The sequence below is a fragment of the Vreelandella stevensii S18214 genome (genome assembly GCF_000275725.1).
GTDB lineage: Bacteria > Pseudomonadota > Gammaproteobacteria > Pseudomonadales > Halomonadaceae > Vreelandella > Vreelandella stevensii.
In genome coordinates this window covers 26,272-48,133 of the sequence record NZ_AJTS01000023.1, presented here as the reverse complement: position 1 = coordinate 48,133, position 21,862 = coordinate 26,272, and the positions used below count along the sequence as shown (strand labels likewise).

Annotated in this window: 21 protein-coding genes; 15 read left to right on the top strand and 6 right to left on the bottom strand. The window is 57.1% G+C overall.

Annotated features, from left to right (window positions below; translation table 11 throughout):
- The first annotated feature begins 147 nt into the window (after nt 1-147).
- The 8 genes from HSS18214_RS0104380 (at nt 148) to sthA (ending at nt 7,992) form a co-directional block, all read left to right on the top strand.
- Nucleotides 148-1,497, top strand: a complete 1,350-nt coding sequence (locus HSS18214_RS0104380; RefSeq protein WP_016914083.1) for a Na(+)-translocating NADH-quinone reductase subunit A — start codon at nt 148-150, stop codon at nt 1,495-1,497.
- Nucleotides 1,497-2,723: an NADH:ubiquinone reductase (Na(+)-transporting) subunit B gene (locus tag HSS18214_RS0104375; RefSeq protein WP_016914082.1), complete on the top strand. Its 1,227-nt coding sequence runs from the start codon at nt 1,497-1,499 to the stop codon at nt 2,721-2,723. Before HSS18214_RS0104380 ends, HSS18214_RS0104375 begins: the two co-directional genes overlap by 1 nt.
- A complete protein-coding gene (locus HSS18214_RS0104370; RefSeq protein ID WP_016914081.1) occupies nt 2,723-3,538 on the top strand; it encodes a Na(+)-translocating NADH-quinone reductase subunit C in 816 nt (271 codons plus the stop codon). Before HSS18214_RS0104375 ends, HSS18214_RS0104370 begins: the two co-directional genes overlap by 1 nt.
- Before the next feature lie 2 nt (nt 3,539-3,540).
- Nucleotides 3,541-4,209, top strand: coding sequence for an NADH:ubiquinone reductase (Na(+)-transporting) subunit D (locus HSS18214_RS0104365; RefSeq protein ID WP_016914080.1), 669 nt, complete (start codon nt 3,541-3,543; stop codon nt 4,207-4,209).
- Nucleotide 4,210: 1 nt separating this feature from the next.
- Nucleotides 4,211-4,828, top strand: a complete 618-nt coding sequence (gene nqrE / locus HSS18214_RS0104360) for an NADH:ubiquinone reductase (Na(+)-transporting) subunit E (RefSeq protein WP_016914079.1) — start codon at nt 4,211-4,213, stop codon at nt 4,826-4,828.
- Between the two features lie 70 nt (nt 4,829-4,898).
- On the top strand, nt 4,899-6,131 hold the full coding sequence (gene nqrF / locus HSS18214_RS0104355) for an NADH:ubiquinone reductase (Na(+)-transporting) subunit F (RefSeq protein WP_016914078.1): 1,233 nt from the start codon (nt 4,899-4,901) through the stop codon (nt 6,129-6,131).
- Nucleotides 6,132-6,312: 181 nt separating this feature from the next.
- Nucleotides 6,313-6,567, top strand: a complete 255-nt coding sequence (gene nqrM, locus HSS18214_RS0104350) for a (Na+)-NQR maturation NqrM (RefSeq protein ID WP_016914077.1) — start codon at nt 6,313-6,315, stop codon at nt 6,565-6,567.
- 33 nt (nt 6,568-6,600) lie between these two features.
- Nucleotides 6,601-7,992 (top strand): Si-specific NAD(P)(+) transhydrogenase, encoded by a 1,392-nt coding sequence (gene sthA, locus HSS18214_RS0104345; protein ID WP_016914076.1) that lies wholly within the window; start codon nt 6,601-6,603, stop codon nt 7,990-7,992.
- 297 nt (nt 7,993-8,289) lie between these two features.
- Here sthA and HSS18214_RS0104340 read toward each other — a convergent pair whose 3' ends face one another.
- From HSS18214_RS0104340 to leuS, 5 genes are all read right to left on the bottom strand, one after another.
- Nucleotides 8,290-9,252 carry a PA2778 family cysteine peptidase gene (locus HSS18214_RS0104340; RefSeq protein WP_050980287.1) on the bottom strand — a complete coding sequence of 321 codons (963 nt, stop codon included), beginning with the start codon at nt 9,250-9,252 and terminating at the stop codon, nt 8,290-8,292.
- Nucleotides 9,230-9,628, bottom strand: a complete 399-nt coding sequence (locus HSS18214_RS0104335) for a PA2779 family protein (protein WP_016914074.1) — start codon at nt 9,626-9,628, stop codon at nt 9,230-9,232. Before HSS18214_RS0104335 ends, HSS18214_RS0104340 begins: the two co-directional genes overlap by 23 nt.
- Nucleotides 9,629-9,728: 100 nt before the next feature.
- On the bottom strand, nt 9,729-10,796 hold the full coding sequence (holA, locus tag HSS18214_RS0104330) for a DNA polymerase III subunit delta (RefSeq protein ID WP_016914073.1): 1,068 nt from the start codon (nt 10,794-10,796) through the stop codon (nt 9,729-9,731).
- Nucleotides 10,793-11,287, bottom strand: coding sequence for an LPS-assembly lipoprotein LptE (locus HSS18214_RS0104325; protein WP_016914072.1), 495 nt, complete (start codon nt 11,285-11,287; stop codon nt 10,793-10,795). The genes holA and HSS18214_RS0104325 overlap by 4 nt, the downstream gene beginning before the upstream one ends.
- Entirely contained in the window at nt 11,284-13,869 is a 2,586-nt protein-coding gene (gene leuS, locus HSS18214_RS0104320; protein WP_016914071.1) for a leucine--tRNA ligase, read from the bottom strand. The genes HSS18214_RS0104325 and leuS overlap by 4 nt, the downstream gene beginning before the upstream one ends.
- 163 nt (nt 13,870-14,032) lie before the next feature.
- On the opposite strand from leuS, the gene HSS18214_RS0104315 reads away from it, so the two are divergent.
- Nucleotides 14,033-14,551, top strand: coding sequence for a zinc ribbon-containing protein (locus HSS18214_RS0104315; protein WP_016914070.1), 519 nt, complete (start codon nt 14,033-14,035; stop codon nt 14,549-14,551).
- A 1-nt stretch (nt 14,552) separates the two neighbouring features.
- Here HSS18214_RS0104315 and HSS18214_RS0104310 read toward each other — a convergent pair whose 3' ends face one another.
- Nucleotides 14,553-15,869, bottom strand: coding sequence for a hypothetical protein (locus tag HSS18214_RS0104310; RefSeq protein WP_026001716.1), 1,317 nt, complete (start codon nt 15,867-15,869; stop codon nt 14,553-14,555).
- 864 nt (nt 15,870-16,733) lie between these two features.
- Between HSS18214_RS0104310 and HSS18214_RS0104305 the strand changes: the two genes are divergently transcribed.
- From HSS18214_RS0104305 to HSS18214_RS0104280, 6 genes are all read left to right on the top strand, one after another.
- On the top strand, nt 16,734-17,648 hold the full coding sequence (locus tag HSS18214_RS0104305; RefSeq protein ID WP_162129516.1) for a restriction endonuclease: 915 nt from the start codon (nt 16,734-16,736) through the stop codon (nt 17,646-17,648).
- 98 nt (nt 17,649-17,746) lie between these two features.
- Nucleotides 17,747-18,595 carry a hypothetical protein gene (locus tag HSS18214_RS0104300; protein WP_016914067.1) on the top strand — a complete coding sequence of 283 codons (849 nt, stop codon included), beginning with the start codon at nt 17,747-17,749 and terminating at the stop codon, nt 18,593-18,595.
- A 117-nt stretch (nt 18,596-18,712) separates the two neighbouring features.
- Entirely contained in the window at nt 18,713-19,726 is a 1,014-nt protein-coding gene (locus HSS18214_RS0104295) for a DUF4917 family protein (RefSeq protein ID WP_016914066.1), read from the top strand.
- A gap of 133 nt (nt 19,727-19,859) precedes the next feature.
- Nucleotides 19,860-20,027, top strand: a complete 168-nt coding sequence (locus HSS18214_RS0104290) for a hypothetical protein (protein ID WP_016914065.1) — start codon at nt 19,860-19,862, stop codon at nt 20,025-20,027.
- A 92-nt stretch (nt 20,028-20,119) separates the two neighbouring features.
- Complete coding sequence (locus HSS18214_RS0104285) at nt 20,120-21,085, top strand: 5'-nucleotidase (RefSeq protein ID WP_016914064.1); 966 nt, start codon at nt 20,120-20,122, stop codon at nt 21,083-21,085.
- Between the two features lie 30 nt (nt 21,086-21,115).
- Nucleotides 21,116-21,736: a LysE family translocator gene (locus HSS18214_RS0104280; protein WP_016914063.1), complete on the top strand. Its 621-nt coding sequence runs from the start codon at nt 21,116-21,118 to the stop codon at nt 21,734-21,736.
- Nucleotides 21,737-21,862: the final 126 nt, after the last annotated feature.

Sequence of the window (21,862 nt, the reverse complement as noted above, 5' to 3'; positions counted from 1 at the left end):
ATAATACGAGGGATTTTTTCGGGGTGGTCCAAGCTTGCTTGGGCCGGACTGGTAACAATCTGAACAGAAAACAAGAATTCGCTGAGCAGAAATTAAGCAATCGAACCCCTTACCTTCGTATATCCGATCCATCAACTGGGCGAGACTATGATCGAAGTCAAAAAAGGCCTGGATCTCCCCATCACGGGAGCGCCTGAGCAGCGTATTGAAGATGCGCAGCTTGTGCGTCACGTGGCAATCCTGGGCACCGACTACGTTGGCATGAAGCCAACGATGGAAGTTCAGGAAGGGGATAAGGTCAAACTAGGCCAACTGCTCTTCACCGACAAGAAAGTCGACGGCGTGCGCTTCACCGCACCCGCCGCTGGTGAAGTAGTCGCTATCAACCGTGGCGAAAAACGTCGTTTGCTGTCTGTGGTCATTAAAGTCGACGAAAATGAAGAAGCGATGACATTCGCTTCCCATGATCGTGGCACTTTAGGACAGTTGGATCGTCAGACCGTTGTCGATCAACTGGTCGAGTCGGGTCTCTGGACTGCCTTGCGCACCCGTCCCTTCTCGCGCACGCCTGCCATCGACAGCGTTCCTGCCGATATCTTCGTCACCGCCGTGGATACCCATCCGCTCAGCGCTGACCCGGCACTCATCATCAATGAGAACTCCCAGGCATTCGAAGACGGCCTCAAGGTGCTAACCCGCCTGACCGAGGGCAACGTTTTTCTGTGCACGGGTGCCAACGCATCACTGCCCGGCAGCGATGTCAGCGGCGTCAAGACCGAAAGCTTTGCCGGGCCGCACCCTGCAGGCCTAGTCGGTACGCACATTCACTACCTGTCGCCTGTCGCGCTGCACAAGAAAGTGTGGCACATCGGCTACCAGGACGTGATTGCGTTCGGCAAACTGTTCGTGGAAGGCAAGCTGGACGTCACCCGCATCGTCGCGGTCGGCGGCCCACGCGCTGAGAAACCTCGTCTGCTGCGCACCCGCGTCGGCGCCAGCACCCAGGAACTCCTGGCAGGCGAAGTGATCCAACCGGACGACACTCGTGTCATTTCCGGTTCGGTATTTTCAGGCTTTGCCGCCGAGGGCAATATCACCTATCTGGGTCGCTTCCATAACCAGCTCAGTTTGTTGGAAGAGGGTAACAAGCGCGCCTTTATGGGATGGCTCTCAATGGGTGCGAACCGTCACTCCATCATGGGCATCTACCTGTCCAAGTTCAAAGGCCTGAGCAACTACGCGCCAACCACTTCCACCAATGGCTCCGAGCGTGCCATGGTGCCGGTGGGCAACTACGAGCGCGTCATGCCGTTGGATGTCATGCCGACGCAGCTGCTGCGTTCGCTGATTGTGGGCGACATTGAGGTTGCCATGCAGCTCGGGTGTCTGGAGCTGGACGAAGAGGATCTGGCGCTGTGTACCTACGTTTGCCCCGGCAAATACGAGTACGGCCCCATCCTGCGTGACAATCTCACCATGATCGAGAAAGAGGCCTGATGATGGGTATTCGACAAACACTCGATAATCTCGAGCCGCATTTCCACAAGGGTGGCAAGTACGAGAAGTTCTATCCGCTGTACGAAGCGGTAGACACCATCTTCTACTCACCCCCGAGTGTTGCCAAGACCACTGCCCACGTTCGTGATGGCGTCGATCTGAAACGCATCATGATCACCGTGTGGATGTGTACTTTCCCGGCCATGTTCTTTGGTATGTGGAACGCTGGTTGGCAAGCCAATACCGCCATCGAAGCAGGCTATGCTTCCATGGGGGGCTGGCGCGAAGCGATCATGATGACCCTGGCGAGTGGCCATGATCCGGGTAGCCTGTGGGCCAACTTCGTCCTCGGTGCCACCTACTTCCTGCCCATCTATCTGGTGACCTTCGCGGTCGGGGGTTTCTGGGAAGTCCTGTTCGCGGTCAAGCGTGGCCATGAAGTCAACGAAGGCTTCTTCGTCACTTCCGTGCTGTTCGCACTGATCCTTCCGGCGACCATTCCGCTCTGGCAGGTGGCTCTGGGTATCACCTTCGGTGTGGTAATCGGTAAGGAAATCTTCGGCGGTACCGGCAAGAACTTCCTGAACCCCGCGCTGACCGGTCGTGCGTTCCTCTACTTCGCTTACCCGGCGCAGATATCCGGTGACGCAGTATGGGTTGCCGCCGACGGTTACACCGGTGCCACGGCGCTGTCCATCGCTTTCCAGGACGGCATGAGCGCGCTGACCAGCGCCTACACCTGGTGGGATGCCTTCATTGGCTACGTACCGGGCTCCGTGGGTGAAGTGTCGACCCTGGCAATTCTGATCGGTGCTGCGGTGCTACTGTGGACCAAGATTGCCAACTGGCGAATCATGCTGGGCGTGTTCCTGGGTATGGTGATCACCAGTACGCTGTTCAATCTGATCGGCTCCGACACCAACGCCATGTTCGCGATGCCCTGGTACTGGCACCTGGTAGTGGGTGGTTTTGCCTTCGGGATGGTGTTCATGGCAACCGACCCCGTGTCGGCAGCGATGACCAACCAAGGTCGCCTGCTGTTCGGTGCGCTGATCGGTGTCATGACCGTGCTGATCCGCGTGGTGAACCCGGCCTTCCCGGAAGGCATCATGCTGGCCATCCTGTTCGCCAACCTGTTCGCGCCGCTGATTGACCACATGTTCGTCCAGGCCAACGTCAAGCGCCGTCTCAAGCGCACTGGCACACCGGCCGAGGAGACTGCCTAATGGCACAAGGTAACAACTCCATCAAGAAAGTACTGGTCGTAGCGTTTTCGCTGTGTATCGTGTGCTCGGTCATCGTTTCGACGGCGGCCGTTGCGCTACGCCCCATGCAGCAGCTCAACCAGGAGCTCGACCGTAAGACCAACATCCTGCGTGTTGCCAATCTTTACGAAAGGGGCATGGACGTCGAAGCCGCTTTCCGTGAAGTAACACCACGTGTGGTGAGCCTCGAGACCGGTGAGTACTCCGACCAGCACGACCCTGAAACCTACGACGGTTTCGAAGCTCGTCGTGATCCGGCGGCCTCGCGCACTCTGTCAGGTCAGCGTGACCCGGCAGGCTTGTCGCGGGTCGAAAACTACGCCACCGTTTATCTGGTGGGTGACCCGGACGACCCGGAGCAGATCATCCTGCCGATCCGTGGCCAGGGCCTGTGGGGCCTAATGCGTGGCTTCCTCGCGGTTGAAGGCGACGGCAACACCATCGTGGGTATCACCTACTTCGAGCACAGCGAAACCCCAGGGCTGGGTGCTGAAGTCAACAACCCGCGTTGGCAGGCCCAGTGGGAAGGCAAGCAAATCTTCGACGAAGATGGCGAGCTGACCCCGGCGATTCGTGTCGTGCAAGGTGGTGGTAGCGGCGACTACGAAGTCGATGGTCTCTCGGGCGCTACCCTGACCGTCAACGGGGTTAACAACATGCTGCAGTTCTGGCTGAGCCCAGAAGGCTTCGGTGAATACCTGGCCAGGTTCCGCAGTGGCGTTGACCAGGAAGACGCTCAGGACGCTGACGTCGAACTCGAAGTGGAAGGAGCTTGATCATGGCGGACGTCAATGCAAAAAGCGTCTTAACGGCGCCAATTTTCAAGAATAACCCCATTGCTCTGCAGATCCTTGGTATCTGTTCGGCGCTGGCGGTAACCACCAGCATGAGCGTATCGCTGGTCATGACGCTGGCGGTCGTGTTCGTGTGTGCGTTCTCGAACCTGTTCGTTTCGTTGATTCGGAACCACATTCCGTCCTCGATCCGTATCATCGTGCAGATGACGATCATCGCCTCGCTGGTTATCGTGGTCGATCAGATTCTTCAGGCATTTGCCTACGAGATGTCCAAGCAGCTGTCGGTCTTCGTTGGTCTGATCATCACCAACTGTATCGTCATGGGGCGTGCAGAAGGCTTTGCGATGTCCAACTCGCCCGGTATGTCCTTCATGGACGGTATCGGTAACGGTTTGGGCTACGGTTTCGTCCTGATGGTCGTGGCATTCTTCCGCGAGCTGCTGGGTGCCGGTAGCGTCTTCGGCTTCACGCTGCTGCCCGCCGTGCAAGATGGTGGCTGGTACGTGCCGAACGGCTTGCTGCTGCTGCCGCCGTCTGCCTTCTTCATCATCGGTCTGTTGATCTGGGCGATTCGTGCCTACAACCCCGAGCAGGTTGAAGACAACGAGTTCAAGATGAAGCACAACACCAAGCCGAAGGAGGCTGTGTAACATGGAACACTATCTAAGCCTTTTCGTTGCTTCGGTTTTCGTCGAGAACCTGGCGCTGGCTTTCTTCCTCGGGATGTGTACTTTCCTGGCGGTTTCCAAGAAGGTCTCGGCGGCATTCGGTCTGGGTATCGCGGTTATCGTGGTATTGACCATTTCCGTACCGGTGAACAACCTGGTATTCAATCTGCTGTTGGCAGAGGGCGCGCTGACTTGGACGGGTATCAGCGGTGCAGAGAACATCGATCTCTCGTTCCTTGGCCTGCTGAGCTACATCGGCGTTATTGCTGCGCTGGTGCAGATCCTGGAGATGTTCCTGGATAAGTACGTACCTGCGCTGTACAACGCGCTGGGCGTATTCCTGCCGCTGATCACCGTAAACTGTGCCATCCTGGGTGGCGTACTGTTCATGGTGGAGCGTAACTATAACTTCGGCGAATCCGTGATGTACGGCTTCGGTTCGGGGGTAGGCTGGGCGCTGGCCATTACCGCGCTGGCCGGTATCCGCGAGAAGCTGAAGTATAGCGACGTGCCTGGCGGCCTGCAGGGTCTGGGTATCACGTTTATCACCGTTGGCTTGATGTCACTGGGCTTCATGTCCTTCTCGGGCATCCAGCTGTAATCGGAGCCGGTTTTCTCGGCAGCCCCCGGGCTGCCGAGGTACAGAAAACCTTCAGCAATAGGAAACCGACATGGTTGATACATCTGTCATCTTGCTCGGTGTTGTCATGTTCACGGTCATCGTCATCAGCTTGACGGGGATCATTCTGGCAGCGCGTAGCAAGCTAGTGAGTAGCGGGGACGTGACCATCGAAGTCAACGGCGACCCCGAGCACACTCTGAAAACTCAGGCCGGCGGTAAGCTGCTCAACACCCTGGCGGCCAACGGCATCTTCCTGTCGTCTGCCTGTGGTGGCGGTGGTTCTTGCGCCCAGTGCAAATGCCGAGTGGAAGAGGGCGGCGGCTCTATCCTGCCCACCGAAGAGTCTCACTTCACCATGCGTGAGAAGAAAGAAGGCTGGCGTCTTTCCTGTCAGGTACCTGTGAAGCAGGACATGAAAGTGGAAGTGCCGGAAGAAGTCTTCGGCGTGAAGAAGTGGGAAACCGAAGTCACCGCCAACCCCAACGTGGCGACCTTCATCAAGGAGCTGAACCTGAAGCTGCCTGAAGGTGAAGAAGTCGCCTTCCGTGCGGGTGGTTACGTGCAGCTGGTGGCACCGCCTTACGATATCAAGTTCTCCGATTTCGACATCGAAGAAGAGTATCGTGGCGACTGGGAAAAATTCGGCCTGTTCGACATTACCCACAAGAGCAACGAGGAAGTGATCCGCGCCTACTCCATGGCGAACTACCCGGAAGAGAAAGGCCTCCTCAAGTTCAACATCCGTATCGCCACGCCGCCTCCGGGCAGCAGCCATCCGCCTGGCCTGATGTCTACCTACGTCTTCAACCTGAAGCCGGGTGACAAAGTGACGGTCATGGGTCCGTTTGGTGAGTTCTTCGCCAAGGACACCGACGCGGAAATGGTCTTCATCGGTGGTGGTGCCGGTATGGCCCCGATGCGTAGCCATATCTTCGACCAGCTCAAGCGACTGAAGTCGGACCGCAAGATTTCGTTCTGGTACGGTGCGCGCTCCTGGCGCGAGACCTTCTACAACGAAGAGTACGACCAGTTGGCCGAAGAGTTCCCGAACTTCCAGTGGCATCTGGCGCTGTCCGATCCACAGCCGGAAGACAACTGGGAAGGCCCGACGGGCTTCATTCACAACGTACTGTACGAAAACTATCTGAAGGACCACCCGGCGCCTGAAGATTGTGAGTACTACATGTGTGGGCCGCCCATGATGAATGCCTCTGTTATCAAGCTGCTGCTTGATATGGGGGTAGAGCCGGAAAACATCCTGCTGGATGACTTCGGCGGCTAAGGTAGCGCAGACGCGCTCCACAGCGGGGCTGACCTTCGGGTCAGCCCCGTTGGCGTTTATGCCTGATCATTTTGTGTTGGCTGAGGTACAATAGGGCCAACTTTCAAGGCACTTATTGACCCAACCGTGGTCGGCAGGTGTGACCATTCAACGATGCTAGCAACACTGCTGGGAGAACATCATGGCAATCTGGCTACTGGTATTTGGCTTCATGGCGCTGGTAATGACCGCAATGGCGGTGGGCGTACTGATGGGACGCAAGCCCATTGCAGGCTCCTGTGGCGGGCTCAACCAGCTCGGTTTGAAGGATGGCTGCGATATCTGCGGCGGTAAGGACGAAGTATGCGAAGAAGAGAACCGCAAGCGTACCAGTGAACGCCGTCGCAGTGACGAAAGCAGTGGTGCCGACCTGGGCTACGACGCCACGCGTCGCTAGGCTCCCGTTTATTTTCAAGGAGAACGAAACCCTATGGCGGTTCACAATTATGATGTCGTGGTAATCGGTACTGGCCCGGCGGGCGAGAGCGCTGCCATCAACGCAGCCAAACATGGCATGCGCGTGGCGATTATCGAAAAGCAGGCGCAGGTAGGGGGCAACTGTACCCACTGGGGCACGATTCCTTCCAAGGCGTTGCGCCATCAGGTCAAGCAGATCATGGCCTTCAACACCAACCGCATGTTCCGCGACATCGGTGAACCCCGCTGGTTCTCGTTTCCCAAAGTGATGGAGCGCTCTCGCGGCACTATCGACAAACAGGTCGAAATGCGCACCACTTTCTATGCGCGTAACCGCATCGACCTGTTCCATGGCGTTGCCCGCTTCAAGGACGAACACACCGTGGTGGTGCGTGACCGCCAGGAAGGCATGGAAGAGCTGGTGGCCAAGAAGATCGTCATTGCCACGGGCTCTCGGCCTTACCGTCCGGCAGACATCAACTTCCGCCACCCGCGCATCTACTGCTCGGATACCATTCTCAGCCTATCGCATACGCCGCGCACGTTGGTGATTTTTGGTGCCGGGGTCATCGGCTGTGAATACGCCTCGATCTTTTCTGGTCTGGGCGTCAAGGTGGATCTGATCAACAACCGCGATAGCCTGCTGTCGTTCCTGGACGACGAGATCAGCGATGCGCTGTCGTATCATCTGCGCAAGCACGGCGTGCTGATTCGTCACAACGAAGAGTACGCCAGTGTCGAAGGCGACGAAGCCGGGGTGGTAGTGCGCCTCAAATCCGGCAAGAAAATCCGCGCCGATGCCTTCCTGTGGGCCAACGGCCGCACCGGCAACACCGATAGCCTGGGGCTGGAAAACATCGGCCTGGAGGCCAACGGTCGCGGCCAGCTGAGCGTGGATGAACACTACCGCACGGGGATTCCGCATATCTATGCCGCAGGCGACGTGATTGGTTGGCCAAGCCTGGCCAGTGCCGCCTACGATCAGGGGCTCAACTCGTGCAACGAGCTGCTTGAGAAGGAGTACCGTTTCGTCAGCGACGTGCCGACCGGTATCTATACCATTCCTGAAATCAGCTCCTTTGGCCCCAACGAGCGCGAGCTGACCGAAGCCAAAGTGCCTTACGAAGTCGGCAAAGCGTTTTTCAAGGATACCGCCCGTGCCCAGATCACCGGTGATACGGTCGGCATGCTGAAGATCCTGTTCCACCAGGACACCCTGGAAATTCTCGGTATCCACTGCTTTGGCGACCAGGCATCGGAGATCCTGCACATCGGCATGGCCATCATGCAGCAGGAGGGCAAGGCCAACACGCTCAAGTACTTCGTCAACACCACCTTCAATTACCCCACCATGGCAGAAGCCTACCGAGTGGCGGCACAAAATGGCCTGAACCGGGTGTTCTAAGCGGTCAGGACGGGCCTTTCTGCAAAGGTTGGCCCTGCCTGTCAGTATCGGTGGGAGGCCGCTTTAGCGGGCGAATGGCGTCGTCAGACGCCTCGGCCAGGCCCCTATCGCGAGCTGAAGCTCCCTCCCACGAGTGCATTTCAGGCTTCACGCTTCTGTGGGAGGCCGCTTCAGCGGGCGAATGGCGCCGTCAGGCGCCCTGGCCAGGCCACTGTCGCGAGCTGAAGCTCCCTCCCACGAGTGCATTTCAGCACCGTCGCGAGTTGAAGCTTCCTCTCACGGCTCTTCAGGGCGACGCTATAGCGTTTCCAAAAGCTGTCTAGCCCGGGGCTGCCATTCGCCTTCAAGGGAAGCGGCTTGGGTAAGCGATGCTCTGGCGTCTGCAAGGCGCGCTTGCTGAAACTGCAGGATGGCCAGGTTGAGCCACGCAGCACCCATCTCTGGGTCGAGGCTCGTGGCCGTCTCGAAGGCGGCCAGGGCGGCTTCGGGCTGGCCATCGGCATACAGGGCATTGCCTAGCGCAAACTGCCCAGTAGGATTTTGCGGGAAGCGTTCACTGAATGCCTGCCAACTGCTCAGCGTTTTCTCTGATCCGTGCTGCTCTTCAAAGGCACTAATGGCCTCTAGCGCATTGCGCGCCGTGACACCTTCGGGCAGCGTGCCGGGCTGGCTGACTACGAACCCCCAGCGCTGGCTGCGCGCCCAGGTGGCATCGAAGCGGCTGAACGACAGGCGGTGGCGCTCGATCTCGCCGCTACGCAGCAACAGCGTTTCATCGGGCAGGTCGTAGCCAATGGCCACCGCGTAGTGCCACATGGGGAAGGCGGGCAGCGCCAGGTTCTGCATGACCACCACCGGGTCACCCGCCGCCAGGTGGCCCAGAAGGGCATCCATGGTGGCGCGAATGGGGATCGCCAGCCGTTCCTGGCGACGCACCGTGGCCAGCATTTCCGGTTGCACGCTGCCATCCCGCCCCGGAATGAACACCTGGGGGATCAGCTCATCGACGCTGGTGTTTACCCCTTCATGGGTCAGCACCATGGCCAGGGTGGCGGGGCCACACTGGTATTCGGTCTGGGCGAAGAACGGCACGTCTTGCAGCTCGGTTTGCGGCGGCAGGTCGCGCTGGGTGCTTTCCAGCAGCACGGGGGCGCGGGCACAGCCACCGAGCAGCAGTACCAACGCTAAAACGCCCGCAGTGCGGGCGTTGAACAAGCGGTGGAGCAGGCCGAGGCGCTTAGCGGGTAAACGGATAGACATCGGTCAACCCAAGAATGTCGGTGATCAGCAGAATGATGAAGACCGCAAACAGGGCTCCGATCACGCCCGCACCGGCCGGCAGTTCTTCCAGCTGTTGGGCCATCTGTTGCGCTTCTGCATCACTCAGCGCCGCCACACGGGCTTCCACATCGGCGGGGTTCACACCCTGCTTTAGCAGTTGATCCTGCACATCGGCACGGGCGAGGATTTCATTGATACGCTCGCGGTCCGCACCGGCACGGTCGCCTGCTAAAACAGACTGCGTCGATACCAGATCCATACCTTGAGGGGCGGTGGGGGCCGCCACGACGGGCAGGCTGGCCAGCACTAACGCAGCAATCAAAAGGGTCGCGAGGTAAGCACGCACTGTTTTCATCGTCTTCTTCCTTAGACTGGTCGGGGAGCAAGCGTTTTTAGCGCTTGAATCAATAGTATAGAAACAAACATCATGAGATTTAAGGCAAAATGGCAAAGTGCTAATTATTTGCACTAATCCGGTAGGTCCAGGGGGTTTCCGAGAGAATGCCCCGGGCACCTGTCATGCTCATGGCCAGATCGTGAAGCCCCGCCCAAAGCGGCACCGGCGAGGCGCCTTTCACGGCCAGGTCGAGCCGCTGGGCCATCAGCAACAGCTTGTGCAGCCGCTTCATGGGCAGCCGCTGAATGGCTTTCTGGTACGCCGGGCGGCGCTTATCGAAAATCATCGGCTTCTGGCTTTTGCAGGCGTGCTCGAAGCTCTGCCCTTGATCCAGATGCTGATGCAGCGAGAGCAGGGTGCGCAGCTCTCGGGTCAGTGCCCACAGCACGATAGGCGCTTCCACGCCTTCGCTTTTCAGGCCGTTGACGATGCGCGAGGCGCGGCTGGGCTCCCCCTTCAGGCAGGCATCCGCCAGGTTGAAGACATCGAAACGCGAGCTGTCTTCCACGCCCTGGGCGATGCTCTCGACCCCCAGGCGGGCCTTGGGCGGGTGCATCAGCGCCAGTTTCTGTAGCTCCTGATCGGCGGCCAGCAGGTTACCTTCGGTACGTTCGCCCAGCAGCCTGGCGGCGTCCAGGTCCAGCTGCAGGCCATGCAGGGCCGCCCGGTCACGCAGCCAGTAGCCCAGCCGCGAGGCATCGACCGGCCAGACCGGTACGAACAGGCCGTGCTTGTCCAGCGCCTTGAACCAGGCCGACTTCTGCTGCTTTGCATCGACCTTGCCCATGCTGATCAACAGCAGGTCATCGCTGCCGTCCATCAGTTCGGCGTACTGGGCCAGCGCCTTGCTGCCATCCTGCCCTAGTTTGTGGCTGCCCAGGCGCAGCTCCAGCAACTTGTTGGATGCGAACAGCGAGAGGTTGCTGGCCGTTTCCAGCAGCCGCCCCCAGGCAAAGTTAGGCTCCACATCGAGCACTTCGCGCTCTTCGATACCGGCCTGTCGCGCCGCTGCACGCACCGCATCGCAGGCGTCGCGGTGCTGCAACGGCTCGTCTCCCGCCACGATCACCGCCTTGGGTAGCTTCTTGGCCAGGGCCGCAGGCAGCTGGTCGGCAAATACCTTCACCGCAGCGCCTCGAGGTTGGCCAACCGCTCGACGATGCGCTGGGCCAGCTGGCGAGTCATGGTCTGCTCGGCTTCCTGGAACAGCGACTCGCGGTTCAGCAGGTCGTCATCGCTGACACGAATCCGCGTGCTGGTACTCAGCGTGGCGTTGTTCAGAGCGTAGGCATTGGTTTCCCGCTGCTGCACCGATAGCGATGTGCTCAGCGTCAGCTCATGCTCACGGCTGGCACGGCCATCGGTCCCGATGCGCCGCTCCTGAAGGGAAGGGGTGCCCAGGGTGACGCGCCAGGGCGCGCCGTTTTCCACCTCGGTGCCCAGCTGCTGTAGGCGGGTGCGCAGCTGTTGGGCGAGGGTGCTGTTGGCATCCCCCTCCAGGGCCAGCGGCGGCAGGCTAGGCATGGAGTCGGTGCCGCGCAGGCGGAACCCGCAGCCGCCCAGCAGCGCCACCGCACAGGCGGCGCTGCCAAGGGTCAGGAAATGACGTCGATTCATCCGCTCACCACGATGTTGACCAGCTTGCCCGGCACCACGATCACTTTACGAACCGTCTTGCCTTCCAGATGGCGCTGGACGTTGTCGCTCTCCATCGCCAGTTTCTCGATGGCGGCTTTGTCGGCGCTGGCCGGGGCTTCCAGGCGAGCGCGCAGTTTACCGTTCACCTGTACTACCAGCTCGATGCTGTCGCGGGTGAGGGCGGCTTCATCCACCGCTGGCCACGGCGCTTCGATGGCAGGCTGGGTGTGGCCCAGCTGCTGCCACAGCGTGTGGCACAGGTGCGGGGTGATCGGGGCCAGCAGCAGTACGCAGGCTTCCAGCGCTTCACGGCTCACCGCCAGGCCCAGCTCAGAGCTGTCGTCGAACTTGGCAACCGCGTTGGAAAGCTCCATCACGGCGGCAATGGCGGTGTTGAAGGTGGTGCGGCGGCCAATGTCGTCGCTGGCTTTCTTGATGGTCTCGTGGGTCTTGCGACGCAGCGCTTTCTGGTCGTCGTTCAGCGCGTCCACGTTCAAGGTGCTAGGGGTGCCCGCCGCCAGATGCTCGGTAACCTGACGCCAGATCCGCTTCAGGAAGCGGTGCGCACCCTCGACGCCGGAATCGGACCACTCCAGCGACTGCTCGGGCGGGGCGGCAAACATCATGAACAGGCGCACGGTGTCGGCCCCGAACTTGTCGATCATCGACTGAGGATCGACGCCGTTGTTCTTCGACTTGGACATTTTCTCGATGCCGCCCATCTCCACCGGCTGGCCGTCGCTCATCAGCACGGCGCTCAGCGGGCGGCCTTTCTCGTCGCGCTGCACTTCCACATCGGCAGGGTTGAACCACTCCTTGCCGCCGTTATCCTTGATGCGGTAGAAGGTTTCGGCGATCACCATGCCCTGGGTAAGCAGCTGCTGGAACGGCTCGTCGGAATCGACCATGCCGAAATCGCGCAGCAGCTTGTGGAAGAAGCGGGCGTAGAGCAGGTGCAGAATGGCGTGCTCGATGCCGCCAATGTAGAGGTCCACCGGCAGCCAGTAGTTGGCGCGCTCGTCCAGCATGGCCTCGTGGTTATCCGCACAGCAGAAGCGAGCGAAGTACCAGGAAGACTCCATGAAGGTGTCGAAGGTGTCGGTTTCACGCACCCAGCCGTCGCCCAGCTCGGAGAACTCGGGCATCTTCTTCAGCGGCGAGCCGGAGGCATCCACGGTGACTTCCATGGGCAGGGCAACCGGCAGCTCATCATCGGAGAGCGGCACGGTCTGGCCTTCCGGGCCGTACTTCACCGGAATCGGCGCGCCCCAGTAGCGCTGGCGGGCAATACCCCAGTCGCGCAGGCGATAGTTGGTTTTCACCTCGCCACGGCCCAGCTCGGCCAGTTTGGCGGCAATGGCATCGAACGCCGCCTGGAACTCCAGACCGTCGAACTCGCCGGAATTGATCAGCGTGCCGTGCTCGGTGTAAGCGCCTTCGGAGATGTCCGGCGTGTTGCCGTGCTCGTCGGCGACCACCGGCTTCAGCTCGACGCCGTACTTGGTGGCAAACTCCCAGTCGCGCTGGTCGTGGGCGGGAACGGCCATCACCGCGCCGGTGCCGAACTCCATGAGCACGAAGTTGGCCACGAACACGGGCACTTCTTCGCCGCTCAGCGGGTGGATGGCCTTGTGGCCGGTGGCCATGCCCAGCTTCTCCTTGGTGGCCATTTCCGCCTCGGAGGTGCCGCCCTTGGCGCACTCTTCGCAGAACGCAGCCATCTCGCTGCTCTGCTCGGCGGCCTGCTTGGCCAGCGGATGGCCAGCGGCCACGGCCACGTAGGTCACGCCCATCAGCGTGTCCGGGCGGGTGGTGTACACCGCTAGCGGCTCGCAGGCGCTGCCATCGGCGGCTTTGATCTCGAAGCTCAGCTCGACGCCACGGGATTTGCCAATCCAGTTGCGCTGCATGGTCTTGACCTGCTCGGGCCACTCGACGTTGTCCAGATCCGCCAGCAGCTCATCGGCGTAGTCGGTGATCTTCAGGAACCACAGCGGGATCTCCTTGCGCTCTACCGGCGCACCGGAACGCCAGCCGCAGCCGTCGATGACCTGCTCGTTGGCCAGCACGGTCTGATCGACCGGGTCCCAGTTCACCGTGGACATCTTCTTGTAGACCAGCCCTTTCTCCACCAGCTTGGTGAAGAACCACTGCTCCCAGCGGTAGTAGCTGGTATCGCAGGTGGCGAATTCACGGCTCCAGTCGTAGGCAAACCCCAGTGCCTTCAACTGGTTGCGCATGTAATCGATGTTCTGGTAGGTCCACTTGGCAGGCGGCACCTGATTCTGGATGGCGGCATTTTCCGCTGGCATGCCGAAGGCATCCCACCCCATGGGCTGCATGACATTTTTGCCCTGCATGCGCTGGAAACGTGAGACAACGTCGCCGATAGTGTAATTACGCACGTGGCCCATGTGCAGCTTGCCGCTGGGGTAGGGGAACATGGATAGGCAGTAGAACTTCTCGCGGTTGGCGTCTTCTACGGCTTTGAAGCACTGGTGCTTTTCCCAGTACTGCTGAGCATCACGTTCGATATCACGGGGGCTGTAGTGTGCGTCCATCGGTGTTTTCAAGGCCTTGGGGTCATTCGCCCAAAAAAGGGCGCAAAGTGAATAGTGGATGACGACTGTCAGATAAGTAACGTCGATTGTATCCTATGCCGGTGTATCCTTGAACGGCTAGCCGATGATAGGCAGCACCTGTGGCAACAAAAGGAGAGGACCCATGGAAAAACATAACGATCATCGCCTTCGTGAAGGCTACGAGCGCCTGCTGGAACGCATGCAGGATGGCGCCAACGAACTCACCTGGGAAAACCTGCAAAAGGATTTGGACGACGCCGTTGCCTTTGAAGCCGAACTGGAAGAGTACACCAAAGACGAGCTGGCCCTGCTGCGCGCCTGGGTAGAGCGCGACCTGAAAGACATGCGCTACTACATGGCCGATACCGGTAAGCAGGTAGCCAGCTGGCTGGGCATCGACCTGGACCGGCTTTCCCGCCGCGTGGCAGAGTCGCTGCTTTCTATTGCCGACCGCAGCATTGTCGAGCGGGAGCGCTTCGAAGACGACCTGGAAGCCGCCCGTGCCGACTACTGCGAAGGCGAAATCGCCGCCCCCGGCCTGATGGCCTGCACCCACTGCGACGCCCAGGTGATGCTCAACGAAGTCGCCCGGCTGGAGCCCTGCCACCAGTGTGGCCACCGCTACTTCCACCGCTTCCCCAACAAGATCATCGAAACCTGAGCTACAGGCCCAACCAGGCGCTCAAGCCTGCGATCGCGCCCAGCGACAGCAGGCTCATGAGCGCCGCATAAGGCAGGTTGTTCTTCATCATCTGGTAGCCACTGACCCCATAACGCCCCTGTAACGAGAGGTTGATACCGGACAGCGGCCCCACGCTGGTACCCACCGCCCAGGCGCTCAACCCCACGAACGCAAACAGGGTTTGCTCCGCACCGCTGAGGTTGAGCACCGAGGCCAGCACCGACACCCCAATGATCGGGTGCAGCCCCACCAGCGCGCTCAGGGCAATGGCTGCAAAGCTGGCCATGGCCTGAGGCGCGCCAAACCGCGCAAACAGCGTCCAGGCATCGCCTGCCGCTGCGGCCACCAGCGTGGAAAGCCCCACGGTCAGCAAGCCCGCCGCCAGAAACAGCGAAATCTCCCCGCGCATGGCCGGTAACCGTGTGACGGTGTGCTGACGCAAACGGCGCAGGGTAAAGCGCGGCCCCGCAGGCAGGTTGCTCAGCAACGCCACGCCGGGAATCAGGAAGGTAATGATGCTGACGATGCTCAGCGCAGGCGTCAGCCAAACATGGAACAGCATGACCAGCGCCGCCATGCCCGCAGGCATGAACAGGCTACGCGGCGACAGCGAAAAGCCATCCACCTCGCGCAAATCGAACCGCCGCCGTAGCTCCCAGGTGGTAAACAGCCCCGCCAGCATGGCCAACGGAAACCCCACCACGGCAATCTGCGCGTACTGCACCTCTGGCGCCAGGGCGATGACCACCGCCATGGAGGCAAAAAACGGCGACCACAACGCCGCGCTGCTCAACCCCCGGTTCAACGCCAACAGCTGCGGCGTAGTCAGCGGCCCGCGCCGAGCCAGCCGGTCGCCCACCATCAGCACCGTGGAAAGGTTCAGAATGGTGCCCAGAAAATGCACCCCCAGCCAGGTACGCAACACGCCCGCCGCCCCCGTCAACCGCCTGCCCGGCGCACGCTTGTTGCCCTGGGTGCCGATCAGGGAAATAAAGCTCACCCCCACCAGCATGGTGGCCACGAACACATTGCCCTGCAGCATGGCAGGCCAATTCACCGCCGCGCCATACACCGAGTGCGCCACCACCAGCATCGTAGCCCCCAGCGCGCTCAACACCCCCGCCTGACGCCGCGAACGCCGAGGAATATCCCGCCACAGCAACACCACCGCCGCCCACAGCAAATAGCTCACCCCCTGCGCCGCCGCAAAAGCCCCGGTAAAGCCCACCACTTGCACCAACAGCCCCAGCAACAACAACCCACCCGCCACCCGCTGCCGCCTCGTCGTCTCTTGCATCGCACACCCTTACTGGTTGAGTTAGCAGGCTAAGCTGCTTTGCAAAAGAAGGCCAGCAGCAAGAGCGAGGGGAGAGGTGAAAGGTGAAAGGTGAAAGGTGAAAGGTGAAAGGTGAAAGGTGAAAGGGGATGCGAGGGAGAGAAGAGGGAAATGAGGGAAATGAGGGAAATGAGGGAAATGAGGGAAATGAGGGAAATGAGGGAAATGAGGGGTGTAGGATGTGTGACGTGGGAGGGCGCTTCAGCGCGCGACGATCAAGCCACCAATCCAACGATAACGCCTCCAACCCAACGATAACGCCACCAACAACGATAACGCCACCAACCCCGTAGCGCGGCGTAACGAGCAAAGCGAGGCACCCGCGAAGCACCGCAACGCGGTGCCGATAAAGCCACCCACGCCAATCACAAAGCAAGAGCCCACTTCAGCCCGCAAAGATCAAACCACCTAGCCAGCCAACCCCGTAGCGCGGCGTAACGAACGAAGTGAGGCACCCGCGAAGCACTGCAGCGCAGTGCCGATCCAGCCACCCAAACCGCGAAAAATTTTCACCAGATAGGTGACCTAAGCAGATTTTATGCATAGAGTATGATTAAGCAGGCAAAACGAGCGGGCACGATAATAGGGGATATGTAGTCTAGCCTAAGGGTGTGGTTTTTAAGATCAATGACTTGGGTGTTTTTTGGGGGCTGTATAACACCAGTGACTGTGACCGCAGAGTTATTGGTGCTGTGTGGTGGGCTATATAATCACTGTTATATTTCTTGAGAGTCACCCAGTAAATCTATGAACAAGCAAAGATTTAAAATAGTTCCAGAGCTTACAGTTAGAAGTAGGAAGTTTGCTTCGAAGCTGGACATGATAATGGGAATTGATCCCTTGACGGGGCAGTTTTATACCACAGATGTAGAGGAGGCATTGCGAGACTTGCAAAGTGCTTTGAGATGTGTCCGTAAAGATGATCACGAACATATCTTTCAAATGCCTGAATATCAAGTCTGGCTAAACCATTTTCCAGAAATACATGAAGGAATATTAGATAACAGGGAGGATGCTGAATATCTGCTTCTTAAAAGCATGCTCTCTAATGTAGATATAGAGGGAGTGCATTATATTTTTCATCCGGAATCACTTTGGGGTGAAGAATGTAGAGAGCATGAAAAAGAACTTCTTGCAAATATTTCCAATAAATATGAAAACGTACGCCAACTCGATCTAGGACTGAGGATTGCATTTCCTTTAACGCACACTATTGGACCAGGTAAGCTCATTGAAGAAGAGTTTGGTTTTTCGTCAAAAATAAAAAAAGGACTGATGATTCATGATCAATCGCCGGCATTAATCGCGAACCATTTAATTCAGAGTAATGGAAGCATTATTGATGATCTGTCACCTCGTCAATTAGAGGAATTGTGTTATACGGTTTTTAGGGAAGTCGGTTGGGATGTGGAGTTAACCCCTAAGAGTAATGATGGTGGTAAAGATGTTGTCGCTAGGAAAGATGAAAACGGGAAACAATATCTCGTATATGTAGAGGCAACGACTGCCAAGAAAGTAAAAAAGCAGAAAGTTCAGGCTTTTGCAGCTGTGTTGGGTAGCGACAGTGCAGATAAAGGATACTTCGTGTCTTCAACGTACTTTTCTAAGGGGATAGATGATTGGTGTGCAAAAAGCAGAAGTAATGTGGCGGATGTTCGTCTTGTAGACAGAGAAAAGATCCTGAAAATTATGACAAAAATCACAAAAGGAAACTCTCTTGTTCAAACATGTAAGATATAACAAGTTGCTGCACGCGGAAAAATTACTCGCTGCGCTCCCAATTTTCCGGTGAGCAAAGCGTTATGTGTTCGGCTTCGGCACAATAAACGAGAAATTCAATGAAAGAGTTATGTAAATACTGTAATGAACGGGAAGCCATAGAAAACTCCCACATTATCCCTTCTTTTGTATATAAATGGCTAAAAGACACATCCCCCACTGGCTACCTAAGAGCTACTAACGAACCAAACAAACGTGAGCAGGATGGTTCAAAATCCCCATTGTTATGTAAAGAATGTGAGGGTGACTTTTCCTCACATGAGAAACTGTTTAAGAAAGAAATTTTCTCAAAGCTGGCGAACTACATAAAGCCATGCCCTGAGGAGCTAGAAATTTCGGAATCCTCACGAATATGCATATATATAATAGCTTGGCGGGTTTTAGCTGAGGCATATTACTTTCCTAAAGATAACCAATACACAAAAGATGAGTTTGATAAGTTCCCTGATTTCCTAGATGAGATAAAGTCTCTAATTAAAGGTAATAAGAGCCAAGAGTTTCAAACCCACCTAATTCCTTGCACTAGAGAAGTTCTAACCAAATTGCAGCTTCCGAAAGTTGATTGGTTTTATTACGAAAGATCGATTGGAGCAGAGCCAAGGATATGGGATAACTGGAAAAGGTTTGTCATATATATAAAAATTCCGTTCGCAATTATATGTTTTGAGATAGTGCCTAATGATGGAGATTGTTGGAAGGGTACGCAAATTGATAGTGTAGATAGAATATTTCTTAGCGCAATAACCTCATGTGCAGGTTATGTTCCCGCTCAAGTTGAGCACTTTTTCAACGCATTCATGAAAAGTAAGGAGCTTGTTTCAGAAAAGCAGATGGAAAAAATGATAAAGGATATGGAAAAGGCTGATCCAAACTGTGGCGCGCTTAAATCAATGAATAAAGAATGGTGAATTGTCCAACACATAATAAGGCCAAGCAGCATCGCGCACTTCGTGCGCTGGACCTCGCTACGCTCGGCCGCTGTTGGCGGCGTTATGCATTCCATGGTTTCTCGGAACGGAGTATCGATGCCAGAGATTAAAATTGATCAAAACTTAGTTGAGTGGGAAGAGCTATCCGAGTTGGAGTGGAAAAACCTGCTTCTTGGAAATGGTTTCAGCATCAATATTTGGAGCCGATTTGGGTATGGAACATTGTTTGAGGTTGCTCAGAGGGAAGATATAGACCATCAACTCACCGCGCAAAGTCTTGCCCTTTTTGAGCATGTTGGCAGCGCTAACTTTGAAGACGTTTTGAGAGTCCTGTATCACGCGAAGCTAGTAGATGAGCAGCTTGGTAGTCCTCAAGATGCGGAGATTACAGCTCTGTATGAAGGCGCTAAGAATTCCTTGGGTTCAGCTGTTAACTTTGCCCATATACCGCCAGCACTTGCTGACGTCGCTGAGATTAATGTAAGGCTTAGGAGTTACAAGAACGTTTTTACCACGAACTATGATCTAATCCCATATTGGGCCATTATGGATTCTGATACATGGAGATTTAAAGATTATTTCTGGGGTGAAGATGGTTGCTTTGACTCATCTGATACAGCTGTTCCTGCAGACAGAACAAAGCTCCATTACCTGCATGGAGCTATCCACCTCGTAGAGCTTCCGAATGGGAGGACTAAAAAGCTAACCGCAAATGGTCTGAACAGGCTATCAGAACTCTTCGATTTGGATCATCCAGAGCAGTTTCCTCTATTTATCACCGAAGGCAGTTCTAAATGGAAATTATCGCGGATCAAACGGAATGACTATCTCCGATTTTGTTACGAAAAGCTTGCGAGCAGCAAGAATGGATTGGTGGTAATTGGGCACTCTTTACATAAAGATTATGACCAACACATTATTGAAGCGATCCTGCAGAGCGAGTCCAGTAAAATAGCAATCGGCGTATGGCCGCACCAAGATGGAGAGGAAATTATCGCCCTGAAATCTCGGCTAACCATCGACTTGAAAGGTAAGGAACTATATTTCTTCAATTCGGAAAGCCATCCCCTTGCTTCAGCAGGCCTCAATGTTCAAGACGAAGATGCATAACAATCGCCAGCACGGTGACAAAGTTTACGCTACGCTTCAACTTTGCCCGTGTGGCGGGCGTTGAGACTGTAGAAAAACTCCTTTGACAACCAAGTTTTGGTAGGATCGGGAAAACAGATGGGGAGTGGTATGCATGCCGCGCTGCAAGGTTTACAACTACGATCAGAACGCCATGGTGGTGATCAACTATCAGCTCAAGCCAGGCATTTTCGAGCATGCAGTGCATTACCTGATCAAGCGTAAACTCGAATTGTCGGTTTTCAAACATGGATATCGCAACGACACAACAGGATGGTCATGATCCGTCCATCCTGTTGAAAATCATACTGTTTGCTGACTTAAAAAAACATCAGCTCATCCCAAGCCCCCTTCAACCACCCACAAAGGAAGCACATGCCCTACGAACTCGATAACCGTCTGGTCATTGGCGTTGCCTCCAGTGCGGTCTTTGATCTGAGCGAATCCGATGCCGTCTTTCGCCGCGAGGGGGAGGAGCAGTACCGCGAATATCAGGAAAAGAATCTTGAGGTTCCGCTCCCCAAGGGCATCGCGTTTCCGTTTATCAAGCGGCTGCTGGCGTTGAACGACTTGAGCCCCAGCCCGGAAGACCCGCTGGTGGAGGTGGTGCTGCTGTCACGCAACGACCCGGATACCGGCTTGCGGGTCATGAAAACCATCAAGCACTACGGGCTGGGCATTACCCGGGCGATCTTCATGCAGGGGCGTTCGCCCTATGAGTACATTCCCGCGTTGAACATTGCGCTATTTTTGTCTGGCCACAAGCCGGACGTGGAGGCCGCCATTGGCAGCGGGCATCCGGCGGGGCAGGTGCTGGATTCCATGTTTGACGACGATGAAGACGACCAGACACTGCGCATCGCTTTTGACTTTGATGGCGTGCTGGCGGGTGACGAATCCGAGTCGGTCATGCAGGCATCAGGACTCACGGCCTTCCACGATCATGAAGTAAAGAACGTGATGCAGCCCCACCATCCTGGGCCACTAAAAGAGTTCCTGGTACGCATTTCAAGAATCCAGTCGGCGGAAGAAGCGTACAAGCAGCAGCACCCGGAGTATGAAAACCGTATACGCGTTTCGATTGTCACCGCCCGCAATGCGCCTTCCCATGAGCGCGCCTTGAAGACGCTGAAAAGCTGGGGCGTCATGGCCAACGATGCGTTCTTCCTCGGCGGCATCGAGAAGGGCAGAGTGCTGGGTGTGTTGAAGCCGCACATCTTCTTCGATGATCAGTCTGGCCATTTGCAGTCCGCCAGTGCGGTGGTGCCTTCTGTTCATATTCCGTTTGGTGTCACCAACCAGCCCAGGGCGAAGGCAGATGAGCCTGGTGCCGGGAGCTGACCCTATTCACTTTACAAGGTGGGAACCGACATGACCCTGATGACGCTCCTGTTATTCATACCTGCATGTTTTGCCCTGAACATGGCCCCCGGCACCAACAATCTGCTCTCCATGGCGAATGCCAAGCGGTACGGCATACGGGTGGCCTGCTATGCGGGGATGGGTCGGTTGGTGGCCTTTGTGGGCATGATTACATTGGCCGCTACCGGGTTGGCCACCGTGCTGCATACCTCCGAAAAGGTGTTTCTCGCCGTCAAAATCGCCGGTGGGCTGTACCTCCTCTGGCTGGCGTATCAGCTCTGGAACGCAGACCCGGCAGAAGGCGATAGCGAGGCGCTGGGCGGCAAGAATCTGCTTCAACTGGCGAGGCAGGAATTCCTGCTGGCAGCGGGCAACCCCAAAGCCATCCTGATCTTTACCGCGTTCCTGCCCCAGTTTGTCGACCCCGCGGGTTCCGTAGGGCTTCAGTTCCTGATACTCGGGGCGCTATTTCTGTTGCTAGAGTGGGTTGCCATCGCCGGTTACGCGTTCTTCGGCAAGGCATTGCGCCACTGGTTCTCGCGCCCCTCCATGCGGCGCCTGTTCAATCGAGTGTGTGCCGGGTTATTGGGAAGTGCGGGGGCAGGGCTGCTGTTGGCCCGCCGTGAGTGACAATGTTGCTGGGTGCATTTCGCTCAGCTCGGTGGCGCGGCCTCGCGGGTGCCTCGCTGATCGCTCGTTACCACGCGCTACAGGGGTGGCTGCCCTTGGTGGCGCGCAGTGTGCGGCTTTGTTCCG